The 16760-nt window shown below is 69.6% G+C and carries 12 protein-coding genes and 1 pseudogene; 7 read left to right on the top strand and 6 right to left on the bottom strand.

Going from position 1 to position 16760, the window contains the following annotated elements; genetic code table 11:
- Window positions 1–65: 65 nt before the first annotated feature.
- The 3 genes from ACIBL3_RS43160 to ACIBL3_RS43150 are packed head-to-tail and all read left to right on the top strand — an operon-like array spanning window position 66 to window position 3917.
- On the top strand, window positions 66–824 hold the full coding sequence (locus ACIBL3_RS43160) for a FadR/GntR family transcriptional regulator (protein ID WP_396359818.1): 759 nt from the start codon (window positions 66–68) through the stop codon (window positions 822–824).
- Window positions 825–876: 52 nt separating this feature from the next.
- A complete protein-coding gene (locus tag ACIBL3_RS43155) occupies window positions 877–2526 on the top strand; it encodes an FAD-dependent oxidoreductase (protein WP_396359817.1) in 1650 nt (549 codons plus the stop codon).
- Window positions 2526–3917, top strand: coding sequence for a sensor histidine kinase (locus ACIBL3_RS43150; protein ID WP_396359816.1), 1392 nt, complete (start codon window positions 2526–2528; stop codon window positions 3915–3917). The genes ACIBL3_RS43155 and ACIBL3_RS43150 overlap by 1 nt, the downstream gene beginning before the upstream one ends.
- A 495-nt stretch (window positions 3918–4412) precedes the next feature.
- Here the strand turns inward: ACIBL3_RS43150 and ACIBL3_RS43145 are convergent.
- The 3 genes and pseudogenes from ACIBL3_RS43145 to ACIBL3_RS43135 form a co-directional block, all read right to left on the bottom strand.
- Window positions 4413–4565 (bottom strand): annotated as a pseudogene (locus tag ACIBL3_RS43145) (type IV toxin-antitoxin system AbiEi family antitoxin domain-containing protein); the annotation flags it as partial.
- Window positions 4566–4685: 120 nt separating this feature from the next.
- A complete protein-coding gene (locus ACIBL3_RS43140) occupies window positions 4686–5231 on the bottom strand; it encodes a hypothetical protein (RefSeq protein WP_396359815.1) in 546 nt (181 codons plus the stop codon).
- Between the two features lie 106 nt (window positions 5232–5337).
- Window positions 5338–7902, bottom strand: a complete 2565-nt coding sequence (locus tag ACIBL3_RS43135) for an MXAN_6230/SCO0854 family RING domain-containing protein (RefSeq protein ID WP_396359814.1) — start codon at window positions 7900–7902, stop codon at window positions 5338–5340.
- Window positions 7903–8290: 388 nt separating this feature from the next.
- On the opposite strand from ACIBL3_RS43135, the gene ACIBL3_RS43130 reads away from it, so the two are divergent.
- On the top strand, window positions 8291–9577 hold the full coding sequence (locus ACIBL3_RS43130) for an MFS transporter (protein ID WP_396359813.1): 1287 nt from the start codon (window positions 8291–8293) through the stop codon (window positions 9575–9577).
- Window positions 9578–9613: 36 nt separating this feature from the next.
- On the opposite strand, the gene ACIBL3_RS43125 is transcribed toward ACIBL3_RS43130, so the two are convergent.
- Window positions 9614–9808, bottom strand: a complete 195-nt coding sequence (locus ACIBL3_RS43125; RefSeq protein ID WP_396359812.1) for a DEAD/DEAH box helicase — start codon at window positions 9806–9808, stop codon at window positions 9614–9616.
- A gap of 120 nt (window positions 9809–9928) precedes the next feature.
- Here ACIBL3_RS43125 and ACIBL3_RS43120 point away from each other — a divergent pair, with 120 nt between their 5' ends.
- Window positions 9929–11263, top strand: a complete 1335-nt coding sequence (locus tag ACIBL3_RS43120; protein WP_396359811.1) for a diguanylate cyclase — start codon at window positions 9929–9931, stop codon at window positions 11261–11263.
- Here ACIBL3_RS43120 and ACIBL3_RS43115 read toward each other — a convergent pair.
- Window positions 11260–12234: a zinc-binding dehydrogenase gene (locus tag ACIBL3_RS43115; protein ID WP_396359810.1), complete on the bottom strand. Its 975-nt coding sequence runs from the start codon at window positions 12232–12234 to the stop codon at window positions 11260–11262. The two genes, ACIBL3_RS43120 and ACIBL3_RS43115, sit on opposite strands and share 4 nt — an antisense overlap.
- Window positions 12235–12361: 127 nt before the next feature.
- On the opposite strand from ACIBL3_RS43115, the gene ACIBL3_RS43110 reads away from it, so the two are divergent.
- Together ACIBL3_RS43110 and ACIBL3_RS43105 are read left to right on the top strand one after the other, a co-directional pair.
- Window positions 12362–15178 (top strand): DEAD/DEAH box helicase, encoded by a 2817-nt coding sequence (locus ACIBL3_RS43110; protein ID WP_396359809.1) that lies wholly within the window; start codon window positions 12362–12364, stop codon window positions 15176–15178.
- Complete coding sequence (locus ACIBL3_RS43105) at window positions 15171–16403, top strand: SWIM zinc finger family protein (protein ID WP_396359808.1); 1233 nt, start codon at window positions 15171–15173, stop codon at window positions 16401–16403. Before ACIBL3_RS43110 ends, ACIBL3_RS43105 begins: the two co-directional genes overlap by 8 nt.
- Here the strand turns inward: ACIBL3_RS43105 and ACIBL3_RS43100 are convergent.
- Complete coding sequence (locus tag ACIBL3_RS43100; protein WP_396359807.1) at window positions 16387–16740, bottom strand: iron chaperone; 354 nt, start codon at window positions 16738–16740, stop codon at window positions 16387–16389. The two genes, ACIBL3_RS43105 and ACIBL3_RS43100, sit on opposite strands and share 17 nt — an antisense overlap.
- Between the last annotated feature and the right edge of the window lie 20 nt (window positions 16741–16760).

Below are 16760 nucleotides of genomic sequence, written 5' to 3'. Positions count from 1 at the left end.
GGTGTCAGTGGTCCACTAGGTTTGTCGCTACGCAGGGGTCTGTCAAGCGATTGGGGTGCTCCGGAATGACCAAAAGTCCGCGATTCGAGCCGGTGCAGCCTGTTCGCGCGTACCAGCGGATCGTCGAGCAGGTCGAGGAGGCGCTCGTCCGCGGCGACCTCGCTCCCGGCCAGCGGCTGCCGAGCGAGCGCGAGCTGGTCGCGCAGTTCGAGGTGAGCCGGTCGACGGTCCGCGAGGCGCTGCGGGTGCTGGAGAGCAACGGCGTCGTCCGGTCCCGCCCGGGCGACCCGAACGGACCGGAGATCCTGCCGTTCTCCCAGGCGGCGCTGCGCAAGCAGATGGTCCGGCTGGCGCGGGTCGACGAGCTGACCCTGAGCGAGCTGATCGGCTTCCGGATGATCATGGACGGCGCCGCGATCCAGGTCGCGTCCCGGCTCCGCACCACCGAGCAGCTCGCCGAGATGGACGAGACGCTGGTGGCCATGCGGGCTGCGATCGACGTCGACTTCGACGCGTTCAGCCAGGCGGACCTGGCCTTCCACGACGTGATCGCCCGGATCAGCCGCAACTCGCTGATCCAGACCTGCAACGAGGTCGTCCGCGGCGTCGTACTCAGCCTGATCTCGGACAAGATCGCGCACGCCGGCAACAGCCGCGCCCTGATGCTCGAATCGCTGCAGCACCACGCCGAGGTGGTGGACGCAATCCGCGCCGGCAACGGCCACGCCGCGGCCCGGATCGCGCGGCAGAACATGTACGACTACTACGCCAGCTATGTCCTCGAGGAGGACCGCGAGACCCTTCGCGCACTGATCGACGACTAGGCGGTTGCGTGTCATGCTGACGTGACCGGTTCACTGCTGTGGGGGGCACCGCGTGACCAAGCCAGCGATTCTCACCGTCGACGACGACCCGATGGTCTCGGCGGCCATCTCCCGTGACCTACGCCGGCGGTACGGCGACGACTACCTGGTCGTGAAGGCGACCTCCGGCGCGCAAGCCCTGGCAGCGTTGACGAAACTCGCGTTGCGTAACCAGCCGATCGCACTGATCGCCACCGACCAGCGGATGCCGGGCATGACCGGTATCGAGCTGCTCGAACGCGCCCGCGAACAGGCACCGACCGCGAAGTACTTACTGCTCACGGCCTACGCCGACACCGACGTGGCGATCAAGGCGATCAACGACATCGGTCTGGACTACTACCTGCTCAAGCCCTGGGATCCGCCCGAGGACCAGCTGTTCCCGGTCGTCGACGACCTGCTCGGCGACTGGCAGGCGGCCAACCCCGAACACACCTCCGACGTCCGGGTGGTCGGCAACCGCTGGTCCGACCGCGCCCACGAGATCAAGACCTTCCTGGCCCGCAACCACGTGCCGTACCGCTGGTACGACGTGGAGCGCGACGCCGAGGGACAACGGCTCCGCGACCTGGCCGATGCCTCGGACAACGACCTCCCGCTGGTCCTGGTCCCCGAGGGCGACACCCTGCGCGCACCGTCCACGATCGACCTCGCCTCCGCGCTCGGCCTGCGGACCCGCGCCGAGCAGCCGCTGTACGACGTCTGCATCGTCGGCGGCGGACCGGCCGGGCTGGCCGCCGCCGTCTACGCGGCCTCCGAAGGCTTGAGCACGGTCATCGTCGAGCGCGAGGCGCCCGGCGGACAGGCCGGACTGAGCGCCGCGATCGAGAATTACCTCGGCTTCCCCCGCGGCCTGACCGGCTCCGACCTCGCCGCTCGGGCAGTCGCGCAGGCGTCCCGCTTCGGCGCCGAGATGGTGCTCGCGCGCAGCGTCGTCGGACTTGAGTCGCGCGGCCCGGTGCACGCCGTACTGCTCGAGGAATCCGGCGAGATCGAGGCCCGTGCGGTGATCGTCGCGACCGGCGTCTCGTACCGCAGCCTGGACGTCGACGGTCTCGGCGACTTCACCGGACGCGGCGTGTACTACGGAGCCACCGCCAGCGAGGCGAGTCAGTGCCAGGGCGACGAGGTGTATATCGTCGGCGCCGCGAACTCAGCCGGTCAGGCGGCCCTGAACCTCGCCCGGTACGCCAAGCGGGTCGTGCTCCTGGTCCGCGGCGAAACGCTGTTGACGTCGATGTCGCGCTACCTGGTCGACAAGATCTCCGCCGCCCCGAACATCGAGATCCGCTGCCGCACCGAGGTGATCGGCTGCGGCGGCGACGGCCATCTGGAGTCACTCAGCCTCATCGAACGATCCGCTGGCCGGGTCGAGGAGGTCCAGGCGAGCTGGTTGTTCGTATTCGCCGGCGCGTCACCCCGGACTGACTGGCTGGGTGACTCGCTGGTCCGCGACGGCAAGGGTTTCGTCGTCACCGGCCCGGAGCTTGTCGCGATGGATCGCTGGCCACTGCCGCGACCGCCGTACGCGCTGGAGACGAGTCGGCCAGGGGTCTTCGCGGCCGGCGACGTCCGGCTCGACTCGATGAAACGCGTCGCGTCCGCCGTCGGCGAGGGCGCGATGTCGGTCTACCTCGTCCACCGCTACCTTGCGACGATCTGATGAAGACCGAGGACCTGCGCGGGATCCCGCTCTTCGCCGGTCTCACCGACGAGCAGCTGGACGAGCTGATCGCGGGCAGCACCGAGGTCGCGGTCGAGCCGGGCGTCACCTTGTTCCACGAGGGCGAGCCGGCCGACTTCTGGTGGGTGCTCGTCGAGGGTGCGATCGCGCTGCACCGCCAGATCGGGCGCGAGGACACCGTGATGGGCAAGATCGACGTACCAGGCCGGTGGGCCGGTGGGTTCCGGGCCTGGGACGAGCATGGCGTCTACCTGGCGTCCGGCCGTGGAATCGCCGAAGGACGGGTGCTCCGGGTGCCGGCCGCCGTACTGCGGGAGCGGGTCGACGACTGGTTCCCGCTCGGCGGGCACCTGATCAAGGGCGTGTACGGGACCGCTCGCGCGATCGAGTCGACCGCTCGGCAGCGGGACGCGCTGATCACGCTAGGAACGCTGGCGGCCGGGTTGGCACACGAGATCAACAACCCCGCCGCGGCAGCCGCCCGCTCGGTGAGCGCGCTCGACACCGCGGCCGCGTCGTTGCTGTCCGCGCTCCAGCGGCTCGCGGAGGGCGAGATCACGGCGGTCCAGTTCAGCGCCCTGGACGACCTGCGGCTGGAGCTGACCTCCTCGGGTACGGCGGTGCCGGATCCGGTCGACCTGGCCGACGCCGAGAATACGATCTCGGAATGGCTGGATCGTCACGACGTCGAGAGGGACTGGCTGATCGCGCCGCCGTTGGCCGCCGCCGGCGCCTCGGTCTCCTGGTGCGAGCGCGCGGCCGAGGTGCTGGGCGAGGCCTTGGAGCCCGGGCTCGAGTGGGTGTCGAGCACGCTCGCCGTGTCGACGCTGCTCGGTGAGGTGAAGGAGTCGACCCGGCGGATCACCGAGCTGGTCGCGGCAGTCCGGTCGTACTCGCAGGTCGACCGCGGTTCGCTGCAGACGATCGACGTGACCGAAGGCATCGAGAGCACGCTCGTCATGCTCGGCCACAAGCTGCGCGACGGGATCGAGGTGATCCGCTCGTACGGCGCCGACGTACCCCGGATCGAGGCGTACCCCGGTGAGCTCAACCAGGTGTGGACGAACCTGATCGACAACGCGGTCGACGCGATGGCCGGCGCCGGCACACTCCGGATCACCACGCGCACCGACGGCGACCGGATCGTCGTCGAGTTCACCGACACCGGCCCCGGCATGCCGCCGCAGGTGATCGCCCGCGCCTTCGAACCCTTCTACACGACCAAGGACGTCGGCAAAGGCACCGGCCTGGGCCTCGACATCGCCCAACGCATCATCGCCGAACACCACGGCGGCACCATCACCATCACCTCCCACCCCGGCCAAACCACCCTCACAGTCCGCCTCCCACCCCAACCCCCACCCACCTAACCCGCCCCCGCCGCCCACCTCACCCGACCGCCCCGCCCGACCCCCGCCCGACCGCGTCACCCGGCCACCCGGCCACCCGGCGAATAGGTCGAGAGCTTCGGTCAACTGCTCCGTCGTCGACACTCGCAACCGCAGCGCCAGATCCACCACAGACACTCCGACCGGATACGCGGCCGCCCGAATCGCCTCCACAACCGCCCGCGCCGGCGTTGTCGTCCGTACGTCGCCAACCTCGGCCCACTCGTGGACCGGCGGGCGAGCCGCATGCTGGCAAACCGCCGTACCGGACCGACCGAATCCCGTCAGCCTGGTCACCTGCACCCGCGCCAAATCGAGTTCCGAGACCGCGATGCCGTGCAACAGCAATGCCGACTGATGGCTCACGACCGCACGACCGCCCAGCCGATGGTAGACAGCCTTGGCCGTACGAGCGTGCCGCCAGACCTCCTGGTCCCACGCCGCCACCGACTTCACCTCGGGACCCGGCTCGGCATACGCACCCCGAGTCAGGCGAACCCCCTGCCCGGAAGCCACCCGGTTCCGAATCTCGGCATCGGAGTACCCGGACGCCAGTACGTCGTCCCGGTCGAACCATCCGCCGCGCGCGGCGGCAATCACCGCGAGTTTCCCGTTCACACCCAAGAACATGCCGCACTTGCGGTCGTCGGGCGCACGTCAGTTTGTTCCTGTGGATAGCGCCGCGGCAGAGGGTTGTTCGACCGCTGGCGGGTTGCAGTGCGTCAGCGGTCGAGGAACCCGGCGGGCGGGTCAGGTGTCGTGTTCGAGGATGCGGACTCGAGGGACCCTGAGGGCCTTGCGGGCCTTGGTGGTCCAGTCGGAGCAGAGGAAGCTGGCCGCGGTCTCCGGCCAGGCGACCACCACGACTTCGTGGCAGTCGGTGCTCTTGACCAGGGTCTTCAGGGCCAGCAGCACCTCGCCGTGGGTGATGGAGACGTGCACCGGATACCCGCTGGCTGCGCGGAGCTGGCGCGAACTGTGCTCGATCACCGAGGCCAGGTCGACGTCCGGGTCGGCGAGCATGGCCGTCGGCGTCCGGCGGGGCGCCGGCGGACTGACGCGGGCGGAGGCGACGGTCGCGTTGCCGACGACGGTCGTGGAGCCGGTCAGTCCGGCCACGTCCGCGAACGTCGACCCCAGCAACGCCATCGGACCACCGAATCCGCTTTCCGGATGGCTGGAGACGAGCAGGTGGTATTCCACGGGTTCTTCGTACCTTGCGTGCAGGGCGGCAACGCGGCGCGCGTCGCCCTCGCTCATCTCCCGCTCGATGAGCACCACCACGTCATACGTCATTCGTGGCTCCCTTCGCAGTCAATTCCGTTGTACCCCCGCAGCGCGGCCAGCCAAAGCATCCGGCCCCGCAGCGTCACAGAATTGTCAAACTCCGCTCAGCCGACCCTCAGCTCGGCAGGGCAGCAGGAGCGTGGGCCCGGGTGTCCGGAGCCAGTGCGCTGAGCAGCTGCGGAGCGTCGATCAACGTGTGGGTCGCCGGATCCAGCAACTGCGGATGCAACGCGAAGACCTGCGCACCGGCACGCGGGGTGATGTCCGCGGTCAGTACGGCGGCGAAGTCGGCGCGATCGGCCGCGTCCTGGTCCCAGACCCGGTCCGGCTCCAGGCGCGCGGTGAGCCGGCGGGCGAAACCCGAGACATCCTCAGCCTCGCCCCGCACGTAGCCGACCACCGACCCGTCCGCACATCGGACGACGACCTCGCCGGTGCGCGCGGCGGCGTGCCAGCAGCAGATCTCCCACAGGCTGACCCGGTCGCCCGCGCCGTGCACCTCCTCCATCGTCGCCGCCATCAGCGCCAGGTGACCGCCGTACTTCGCGATGTTGTGACCGTAGCCGGCCGCGCTGAGGTTGACGTCGTACCAGCGGAGATCCTTCGTCTGCAGGTCGACGCCGAACGGGAGCAGGATCTTCGCCGGACCGGTCAGGTCGAACCGCTCCTCGACCGCGGCGGGGTCGAACAGCCCGGTCGGCTGCCGCATCACGCCGACGAACCCGCGCTCGAGCTGGTCGAACGGGACGTTGTTGTAGCTGAACACCACCGGTAGCACGTACCGACCGCCAACCCGTCGCACCGCCCGCAGGTCCAAGTCGACGAACTCCGTCGACCCGTGCGGTCCCGGCGCCGAGGTCAGGTCACCCGAGTGCACCAAGGCGTCCTGGTCGAACCGCAGCCGGGTGTAGTCGCACAGCCCGACGAAACCCCACTCCTCGTCGAACACCGCGACCGACAGGTCGAGATCCACCCGTCGCGCGCTCGGCTCGACCCAGTGCAGGAACAACCGCAGCAACTCGTCCTGCGGAATCGGCACCGCACTCCCCCGCGTCATCCGCAACAACGTCGACGACGCGCTCCGCTCCGAACTGGGTGCCGCCAGCCGGGCCAGCTCCTCGTCGAGGAACACCCGGCGCAGCCGGGGCAGATCCGTTGCCCGCCGCAACATTTCGCCCACGAGTACGCCGGCCAGCGCCGTGGCGAGCTCGGTCGGCAACGGCTCCCGGTCGTCCACCCTCGTCCAGATCCGCGCGGTCCCACCCCGCGGGAAGAACAGACGCAAGTCGCCTGGTGGCGTACGGACCTGACCGAGCGCGGCGGTCAGCACCACCGGCGACACGTCCGAGACAGCGGTCGCCAGCGCGTCCACCAGCGCACCGTGCTGATCGGCCGGCAGCAGGCGCGCCAAGTGGACCAGTCGCCGCACCAGCTCTCCCGGCCGCTGCCGCAGGAGGTCGAGCGCATGGGTCGGTCTGGTCTCCAAGGCGGCCTCGACCCGGGACGCGAACGTGCTGGTCGTCAGCCGCCCGTTTTCCAAGCGCACAAAGGGATGCCGCGCGGCCTCCCCCGCGACGGCCCGCCCTGCCGCGGTACTCAGGTCCACCTCGGTACGGCGTAGCACCGCAAACGCCAGCGCTGCGAGCGGATGACGAGTAGCGAACTCGAACGGGTGCAGGTTCTCCGCGATTCGCTTCCAGGCCCGCTCGTGCCGGCGCAGGTCCTCGATCAGCGTCTCCGCCGGCAACCGGTCGAGCCGCTCCAGCACCAGCCGCCGTGTTGCCCGCGGCAATGACTTCCGCCGGACCGGTGGCGTCCGCAGACCCGGGTCAGCGTCCATCAGCGCGTACAGCAGTCGCAGCACGTCCGTCGCAGTCCCGGTGCGGTCGATCAGCTCGGGGTGGTCGGCCAGGAAATGAGCCAGCACCAGCGCCCGCGTCTCCCGGACCGGGATCTCGTCCGGCAGCCAGGACGGGTCGGCATCAGCCAGCAACACCAGCAGGTCGGCGCGATCAGCTGCGGACAGCGGTGAGCGCCGTGTGAGCAAGGCAGCGACTGTCGACTGCGCTGCGTCGGTCGGCGCGAGCGTCAGCAGCCGTAGGCGGTCCGAGCGCACGTGTGCCGGCTGCACCTCGTCGAACGACGGCTGCAGGAACGGGTCGTTGGGGTTGATCCGGCGCAGGCACAGCGGGCACGCGCTGAAGTCGGCCCCGTCCCAGCACGTCCGGCACACCAGGTGGGCGCACGGCGAGACCGCGTGCACCGACTTGGCGTCGCCGCACAGGACGCAGGGCTGCTCGGGCTCCTGCAGCAACCGCGCAAAGATCCTGTTGATGTAGAAGGTCTCGGTGTTGCCCAGCACGCTCTCCGGGAAGCCGCGGAACAACGGCACGTGATGCTGGTCGTGCCCGGACTCCGCGTCGAGCAGGTCGAGCAACGCGCGGCCGAAGCCGGCGAGCGCGGGCGCAGACAGGCCGGAGCAGTGCCGGTAGAGCCCGACCGACAGCAGGAAGCCACGCTGGACCAGCTCAGCCTGCAGCGCGGACATCCCAGACTGGATGGTCAGCGGCCGTCGCAGCCACTGCCATGCGGAACGCCGCACCGGCGGAGTCAGGCCGGCCGAGTCGACCATGCGGCGGCGACGCAGCAGTACGGCGGCGTGCGCGTGCTCCTCGGGCATGACAGCTCCCCCCAGCTTGGGCTCGTGGATGAGCGCGCCAGGGGCGGAGAGCGAACGCGCTACTTGGCCTGGTGAAGGAGAAGGAAGCACGTCCAAGAGCCGCCCCTGGCAAGAAGAACGCTACCGGGCGCCACCGACAGTTTTGGGGACCCTGACCGGGCCCGCACAAAGAAGAGCTCCGGTACCAGGGTCGGGGCCGCCCCGCCCAGACCCCGGTACCGGAGATCTCCAGAGTAGAACGTTCATCCAAACCCGGCGCCACCGGGTTCACGATCTGGCACTGATGCGCCGCGAACAAACCTTTGAACCAGCCTGATTCCCGCGGAGGGAAACCCTTTCAGTCACAGCCGGGAGGTGTCAGGCCACGGATTGTGGTTAAGGTCTTGGTATGGAGGGTGGGGTGATCGAGCGTGCTCGCTGGCGGGACGTCTTCGGGCATGCGGAGTTCCGCGCGCTGTTCCTGGCCGGTGTGTTGTCCGTCGCGGGCGACCAGTTGGCCCGGGTCGCGCTGTCTGTGCTGGTCTTCGACCGCACCAACTCCGCCGGCCTCACCGCACTGACGTATGCGCTGACGTACGTTCCCGACCTGCTGTTCGGGCCGCTGCTGGCCGGGTTCGCCGACCGCTACCCGCGCCGTACTGTGATGATCGTCACCGACCTGGCGCGCGCAGTTCTCGTTGCAGCTATGGCGATTCAGGCACTGCCGCTGCTGGTCGTCATCGTGCTCCTGCTCGGACTGCAGGCGTTCGGGTCACCCTTCAACGCCGCGCGGGCCGCGACGCTCCCCGCCGTACTGCCTGGCGACCACTACGTGCTGGGCAAGGCTGCGAACGACATGGTCGTGCAGTTCAGCCAGGTGCTCGGCTTCGGGACCGGTGGCGTGATCGTGGTCGCTGTGGGCACGTCCGGCGGCCTCCTGCTGGACTCCGCGACCTTCTTGGTGTCCGCAGCGCTCATTGCCTTCGGCGTACGACACCGACCGGTGCCCAGCCGTGGCACTAATGAGCCACAGACCAGCTACTTCAAGGACCTGGCGTCCGGCTTCTCGCTGGTCACCCGTACGCCGAAGCTGCGCGCGCTGGTCCTGTTGGCGACGATCGCCGGGTTCTACGTGACGGTGGAAGGTCTGGCGGTCCCGTACGCCCACGAGATCGGTGGCGGGCCGCAAGCCGCCGGTCTGCTGCTGGCCGCGAGCCCAGCCGGGGCCGTCGCGGGTATGTGGCTGATCACGCTGTGGCCGCCAGAGCGACGGATGGGACTCCTCAGCCCGCTCGCAGTGCTGGCTTGTGCGCCGCTGATCGCCTGCTTCTTCGCGCCAGGGCTGCTGCCGACTGTGGCGCTGTGGGCTCTGTCCGGCCTGGCGTCGGCCTACCACCTCCCGACCAGCGCAGCCTTCGTGCAGGCCGTGCCGGACGGACAACGCGGTCAGGCTTTCGGGGTCGCCAGTACGGCGCTGAAGGGCAGTCAGGGCATCGGCATCCTGCTCGCCGGACTGGTCGCGGACCAGTACTCGCCGTCGTTCGCACTGGGTGTCATGGGCGCCGCCGGCGCAGTGGCGGCCCTGGCGGCGGGCGCAGCCTGGACACGGGCCCGCCGGCCCGGGACCGGCGCCCTCGAATTGGCGCCGGACGAGCTGTCCGGAGATTCAGGGAATATCCCCGGACGGGCTTCGTAAAATGTCGGTTAAGAAATTTCGGCAATGAGCGTCAGGTCACCACTCGTTACCGCTGGTGAACCACTCGTTACCGGATCCACCCGGCCGCCGCAGCCACTCGTTGCCACGCTGCGTGAACCACTCGTTCCCGCCGTGGAACCACTCGTTCCCGCCGTGGAACCACTCGTTCCCACCGTGGAACCACTCGTTGCCGCCGTGCAGCCACTCGTTGCCGGTGCTGATCTTCGACATGGTGCTGGATCCTTCCGTCGCCATCGTCAGATGGATTTCTGCGGGTCTGGGGATGACCTCGCGTGAACAGGCAGTTACTATTACGGAATAACCGTTCAGGTCGATCCGTGTGAGGCCACCATGATTCTGATCGGTCGGAGCAATTGGGTGCCACCCCGCCACTGGAAGCTCTGGTCGTTGCCCCGTCCTGCGCTGAGCTATGTGCTCGGCGTCGACGCGATTGCAGTCACGATCACCGCCTTGGCTCTGGCCTCGACGATCTCCGGCGCCCGAACCGGCGTCAGGCCGACCGAGTGGGTCGCCTTCGCGCTGCTGGCGGCCGCCTCGGTGCTACACCTGGAGTCTGCCCGCGGAATCGAGCGCCGACGCGAGATGGCGGCGAACACTTCGCCGTACACCAACCTGAAGAGCCTCTGGGTCTTCGCAGGCCTGCTGCTGCTCCCGCTCAGCCTGGTGGTCGCGCTGATCGTCGTGTCGTACGGGTACTCCTGGATCCGGGTCTACGGGCGGACCATTGCGCACCGCAAGGTGTTCTCGGCGAGCACGTTCATCCTGGCCAGCGCTGCCGCTGCCGGTGTGCTGCGCGGTGGCGGCCTGCTGAACGAGCCGCGGGTGCCAACCGGGCCGTGGACGCTGCTGGTCGTGATCGGCGCGGCCGCGACCTGGTGGCTGGTCAACTTCGCACTGGTGATCGGCGCGATCCTGCTGTCCTCCCCCGACGCCACCGCCCGTGGCGCTCTGGGCGACCTCGCCGACCAGCTCGTCGTCGTGGCGGGCCTCGGGCTCGGTGTGGCGGTTGCCGCGCTGCAGGCGTCGTACCCGTGGGTGGTGCCGATCCTGATGGTGACCGTGCTGGCGCTGCACCGCGATCTGCTGCTGCCGCAATTCCAGCGGGCGGCCGGCACGGACGTGAAGACCGGTCTGGCGACCCCGGCGTACTGGGCCAGCGCCGTACCGGCTGAGCTGGCTCGTGCGGAGACGCTGCGCAGCTCGGTCGGCCTGCTGATGCTCGACTTGGACAAGTTCAAGGAGATCAACGACACCTACGGTCACCCGGCTGGGGACCAGGCGCTGCGTGCGGTCGGCGAGAGCGTACGCGCGGAGGTCCGGCAGGGCGACCTGGTCGCCCGAGTCGGTGGAGACGAGCTGGCGGTGCTGCTGCCCGGCGCCTCCGAGACCGAGGTGCTCGAGGTGGCGGAACGGATCCGTGACCGGTTGAGCACGCTGAGCGTGTCGGTGGACACGGTGACGGCGTCCACTGCGGTGATCACCGGCGTACCGGCGTCGTTCGGCGCCGCGGTCTACCCGGATGTCGCGGACACCATGGACCAGCTGGTGCTGGCAGCAGACAACGCACTGCTCAGTGCGAAGCGGGACGGGCGCAACCGCATCGTCGCAGCCCGCCCGAACCCGCCTGCCGTCACCGACCACTCCGACCAGCCGGTCGGCGACTAGCTCCTGACGACCCTGATCAGGGCCTTGCCGAGCAGAGTGCGCTGCTCCAAGGCCCTGTGGGCGTCGGCCACGTGGTCGAGGTCGTACACCTTGTCCACCACAGGCTTGAGGTCGCCCGCGACGGCTCTGGCGATCACGTCGGCGCCTGTGATCGTGGTGGTGGTCGTGTCGGCTCTGAGGTCATCGATGCCCTTCACGGTGATGTTGCGCCGGGCGGCCTCGTCCGGGTCGTAGGCCGCGAAGCCTCCGCTCGGGGCACCGTGGGCGGAGAACCAGCCGCCGTCCTTGACGACCGTGAACGCGGTCGCGCCGAGCTGGCCGCCGGCACCCTCGAAGACGATGTCCGCGCCCTGGTTGTTCGTTGCCTCAAGCACCAACTTCTCCCAGGCGGGCTTGGAGTAGTCGATCACGACATCGGCGCCTTGCGCCTTGCTGAGATCGAGCTTGGCCTGGCCGCGCGCGGCGGCGATGACGTGTGCGCCGGCTCGGTGCGCGAGCTGGACCAGTAGCAGGCCCATGCCGCCGGCGGATGCGGTGACGAGCACCTCCTTGCCCTGCATCGGCGGCGCGAGGTCCTCCAGCATGAGTGCGGTGAGGCCGTCGCCGTAGACCGCGATCGCCGTCTCCAGGTTGAGCTCCGCCGGCACCTCGAGCAGGCCGGTGGCTACTGCGAGCTCGGCGTGCGCACCGAAGCCCGAGGCACGGCCGAGGACGGTCTTTCCGATCCAGTCTGTCGGCACGTCCGGCCCGACTGCACGGACGGTGCCGGCGAGCGAACTGCCCGGCACGTAAGGCGTTTTCACGTCGAAGTACTGGCTGTGGTGACCCTGGCGGATGGCGGTCTCGACGAAGATGACGTCGGCGACCGCGACCTCGATCAGTGCTTCGCCCGCGCCCGGTACGGGGTCCGGCCAGTCCTGGGTCTTGATGACGTCCGCGCTGCCGAACTCGGTGACTATTGCGGCTCGCATGTTTTCTCCTCTGCTGTTGATCTCCGAGGCTGCAACCTGAACTTGAGTTGAGGTCAAATCCGGGGTTGTCCACAGGCGCTCGGTGACGGGCGGGAATCTGTCGGCGGGCCGGCGTACTGTGCAGGGCATGTTCGATGCCGTCTTCGTCCCAGCCGACCCGCCACGCGCGGGCCGGCTGGCGCTGTACGGCGACCTCGCGGCGGTCAGCGAGGTCGCGGACGGGACGGTCTCGCTCGTGCTGCCGAAGGGATCGCAGGTGCGGCGGACGACGGTGCCGGCGCGGTTGCTGACCATCGCGCAGGTGCTCGATCGGGTGCGCGACGGCTCCGACGGTTCGGCGAGTTGGGAGGCCTGGCGGACGGCCGCGTTGGCTGGGCTGGGGCTGATCGCGCGCGGACGGCTGGTGCCGGATCGCAGCCCGAGTGGGTACGGCGCTTGGCGCGTGGCTCCCCTGGATCCGCTGGACCGCGGCTGGTTGAAGAACCTCGGCGCTGCCATGCCGCCGTACGCGCACGCGCTGCCGATCGACGGGACGCGGCCGGTGCGGTTGGTCGATCCGGAGCAGTTGGTGCGGGCGTTCTGGGATGCGATCGCGGACACGCTCGTGCGGACGCCGGCGGCTGCGGTCGCTGTGCGGCCCGGTGCGGCTGCCTTCGCCTCGGTGGATCCGATTGAGACGACTGGGCCGACTGGTTGGCTCGAGGAGACTGCGCAGACCGAGGAGGCCGGTTCGCGGTTGGTGCTGCGGATCGAGCCGCCGGAGGAGGACAGCGACTTCCGGGCTGTGTTGCAGCTCCGGAGCGGAGTGGATCCGAGCCTGCTGGTGGATGTCGAGGACGTGTGGAACGCGCCTGCCGCCGTGCTGTCCGCGCTCGGCGAGCGAGCGGAGACCGACCTGCTGCTCGCGTTGCGACGTGGCGCTCGGGTCTGGCCGCCGCTGGGTGCCGCGTTACGTGACGCGGCTCCGTCGGAGGTCGAGGTCGACGACGAAGCGCTCGAGGAGCTTGCCGAGGGCAGCACGGCGTTGGAGGGCGCCGGGATCGAGGTGCTGTGGCCGACCGAGTTGTTCGCGGGTGAGCTGGCTGTGCGCGGCACGGTCGCGACGCCGACGCCGGGCGCGGTGACCGGGCCGGACTTCAACCTCAACGAGTTGGTGGCCTTCCGCTGGCGGCCGACGCTGGACGGGCAGGAGCTGACCGAGCAGGAGGTCGCGGCGCTGGCCGAGGCGAAGCGTCCGATGATCCGGATGCGCGGGCGGTGGGTGCGGGTCGATCACGACCTGGTCCGCAAGCTACGGCGCGACGGCACGCGAAAGCTGACGGGCGCGGAGGCGCTCGGCGCGGCGCTGACCGGGACGATCGAGGTCGATGGCGAGCTCGTCGCCTTCGATCCGAACGGGTCGCTCGCGTCTATGCTCGCGCGGCTGCGGGCGGCGGAAGAGCCTGCGCCGTTCGCGGAGCCGTCCGGGCTGAACGCGACCTTGCGTGACTACCAGCGGCGAGGCGTCGCGTGGATGGCTCAGCTCGCGGGCCTGGGTCTCGGCGGCTGCCTCGCCGACGACATGGGCCTGGGCAAGACGATCCAGGTGATCGCGTTGCACCTGGCCCTGCTCGGCCGCGGTCCCACGTTGGTCGTCTGCCCGTCGACGCTGCTCGGGACGTGGGAGCGGGAGTTCGCCCGGTTCGCCCCGGACGTCCCGACCCGGCGCTATCACGGCGCCGGCCGGACCCTGAGCGACCTCGCACCGGACGAGGTCGTGCTGACCACGTACGGCGTGGTGCGCCAGGACCATCGCGTGATCGGCGAAGTGTTCTGGGGGCTCGCGGTCGCCGACGAGGCCCAGCACGCGAAGAACCCGCTGTCCCGGACGGCACGCGCGTTGAGGACGTTGCCATCGGCAACTAGGATCGCCCTGACCGGGACGCCGGTGGAGAACCGGTTGTCCGAGCTGTGGTCGATCCTGGACTGGGCGGCGCCGGGGTTGCTCGGGACACTCGACCGGTTCCGGCAGGACGTCGCCGTACCGGTGGAGCGGTACCACGACGAGGAGGCGACGGCTCGGCTCGCGCGGGTGACGCGGCCGTTCCTGCTGCGACGCCGGAAGAGTGATCCCGGGATCGCACCGGAGCTTCCGCAGAAGACCGAGCACGACGTCGTCGTACCGCTGACGGTGGAGCAGGCCACGCTGTACCAGGCTGTTGCGAAGGAGACGCTGGCGAAGATCGAGTCCGCGGAGGGCATCGCGCGCCGCGGGCTGGTGCTCAGCCTGCTCACGCAGCTGAAGCAGGTGTGCAACCACCCCGCGCAGTTCCTGCACGAGCCGGGTCCGCTGGAGCGCCGCTCGGGCAAGCTGGCCGCGTTGGACGAGCTGCTCGACGTGATCCTGGCCGAAGGCGAGTCGGTCCTGATCTTCAGCCAGTACGTCGAGATGTGCCGGCTGATCGAGGCACATTTGGCGGCCCGGCAGATCAAGTCGCTGTTCCTGCACGGCGGCATCGGGGTCCGGAAGCGCGAGCAGCTAGTGGCGGAGTTCCAGTCAGGCGAGGCTCAGGTCTTCCTGTTGTCGCTGAAGGCCGGTGGGGTTGGCCTGACGCTCACCCAGGCCACCCACGTAGTCCACTACGACCGATGGTGGAACCCGGCGGTCGAGGATCAGGCCACGGACCGTGCCTACCGCATCGGTCAAGATCGTCCGGTTCAGGTCCACCGCCTGGTCACCGAGAACACGCTGGAGGATCGCATCTCGACCGTGATCGCGAGCAAGCGCAACCTCGCTGACGCGGTCGTCGGATCGGGTGAGGCGTGGTTGAGCGAGCTGTCGGATGCCGAGCTGACCGAGCTGGTGGAGCTGTCGACCGGGCCGGTGAAGTCTGGGTCCGCCAGTGCCTACAACCCTTCTGCGGTCGGGAAATCTCCTGCTGTGGTGGGTGATGACGATGAATGAGCGGGTGCCGTGGCAGGGGTGGCGGCGGAAAGGTGAAGATGCCGGGCTGCCCGCGGCCAAGGGTCCGGGGAGCCGGCGGCCGTTCGGGGCAACGTGGTGGGGCCGGGCGTGGTTGGAGGCGCTGGAGCACCGGGCTCGACTGGATCCGAACCGGCTGTCCCGTGGCCGGTCGTACGCGCGTCGCGGGAGTGTGCTCGAGCTGACGGTCTCGCCCGGTGAGGTCGAGGCCGTGGTGCAGGGCAGCCGGGTCACGCCGTACCAGGTGACCGTGCGGATCCGCGCCTTCACGACTGCCGAGTGGGACGCCGTGCTCGACGTGGTCTCGTCCCAGATCGGCCGGGTCGCGGCGCTCCTGGACGGCGAGCTGCCGCCCGAGGTCGTGGACGACGTTCACGCCGCCGGTCTCGATCTCCTGCCCGGCGCGGGCGAGGTCCATACGAACTGCAGCTGCCCCGACTTCGCCGTACCGTGCAAACACTCCGCCGCCGTCTGCTACCTGGTTGCCGACGCCCTCGACGACGACCCCTTCGCCCTTCTTCTGCTGCGTGGCCGCCCCAAAACCGACCTGCTGTCGTCCCTGCGCGCCCGCCGCTCCACGACTACCTCGACGACCCTCGTACGCGAAGCCCCTCCACCTGGCCTGCTCGCCAAGACAGCCTTCGGCGACACGCTTCGGCCTGCGGTTCCAGTGGCCCCGCGGCCTATGGGGGCGGCCGGGGTGCCGGCGGCTGTGCAGGCGTTGGATCCGCCGCGCTCGTCCGGCGTCGAGGTGCGCGATCTGGTGGTCCTGGCGACCGACGCCGCCCGGCGCGCGTGGGAGTTCGCCTCGGGCGACGGTGACGGCGGGCTTCAGCTGACCTCCGACCAGGACCTCGCCCGCCGCGCGGCCGGCCTCCTCGGTGCACCCGAGTTGGCCGACCTTGCCCATCGAGCCGGCGTATCCGCCCGGCAACTCACCAGCTGGGCGGTCGCCTGGCGCGAGGGCGGTCCCGGCGGCCTCGCCGCCACCGTCGACGAACCAACCGACGTCGCCCCCGAGGCGCTCGCCGAGGGACTCGACGCGTTGGGCGGCACCGTCGAAGGCAACCGCATCACCGCCGGGCGCATCCAACTACGCCTGGGCTCCGACGGACTTTGGTACCGCTTCGACCAGCAGTTCAGCGACTGGACGCTGACCAGGCCACCCTCCCCCGACCCCCAGGAGCTGACTATGCCCGCGCCGTGAGAAAGGCCTGCGCCAGACGAGCGATGAGGTCGTACGGGATGGGCTGCTTCAGCGGGAACTTCAGGGTGCCTTTGCCCGAGCGGTACGGCTCGATCCGCGCGGCGAGCTCGTCATCGACCGGCGGGATCGGGTAGACGGCGATGTGCTCCTTCCAGCCGCTGAAGTACATCAGCGCCTTGCCGTCCACCGTGACCGTGGGCATCTGGTAGCTGATCTTCTCCCCCGCGTCCGGGACGACCCCGCGGATGGTACGTCGTACCTCCTCGAGCACCTCTTGGACGTCGCCGGGGAACGACGCGATGTACTCGTCCACGGTCGCGAACTTGTTCTCCGCCATACCCGCCATCGTGCGGAGGG

Source organism: Kribbella sp. NPDC050124, assembly GCF_044460355.1.
GTDB lineage: Bacteria > Actinomycetota > Actinomycetes > Propionibacteriales > Kribbellaceae > Kribbella.
This window is presented reverse-complemented; position numbering and strand designations above follow the sequence as displayed.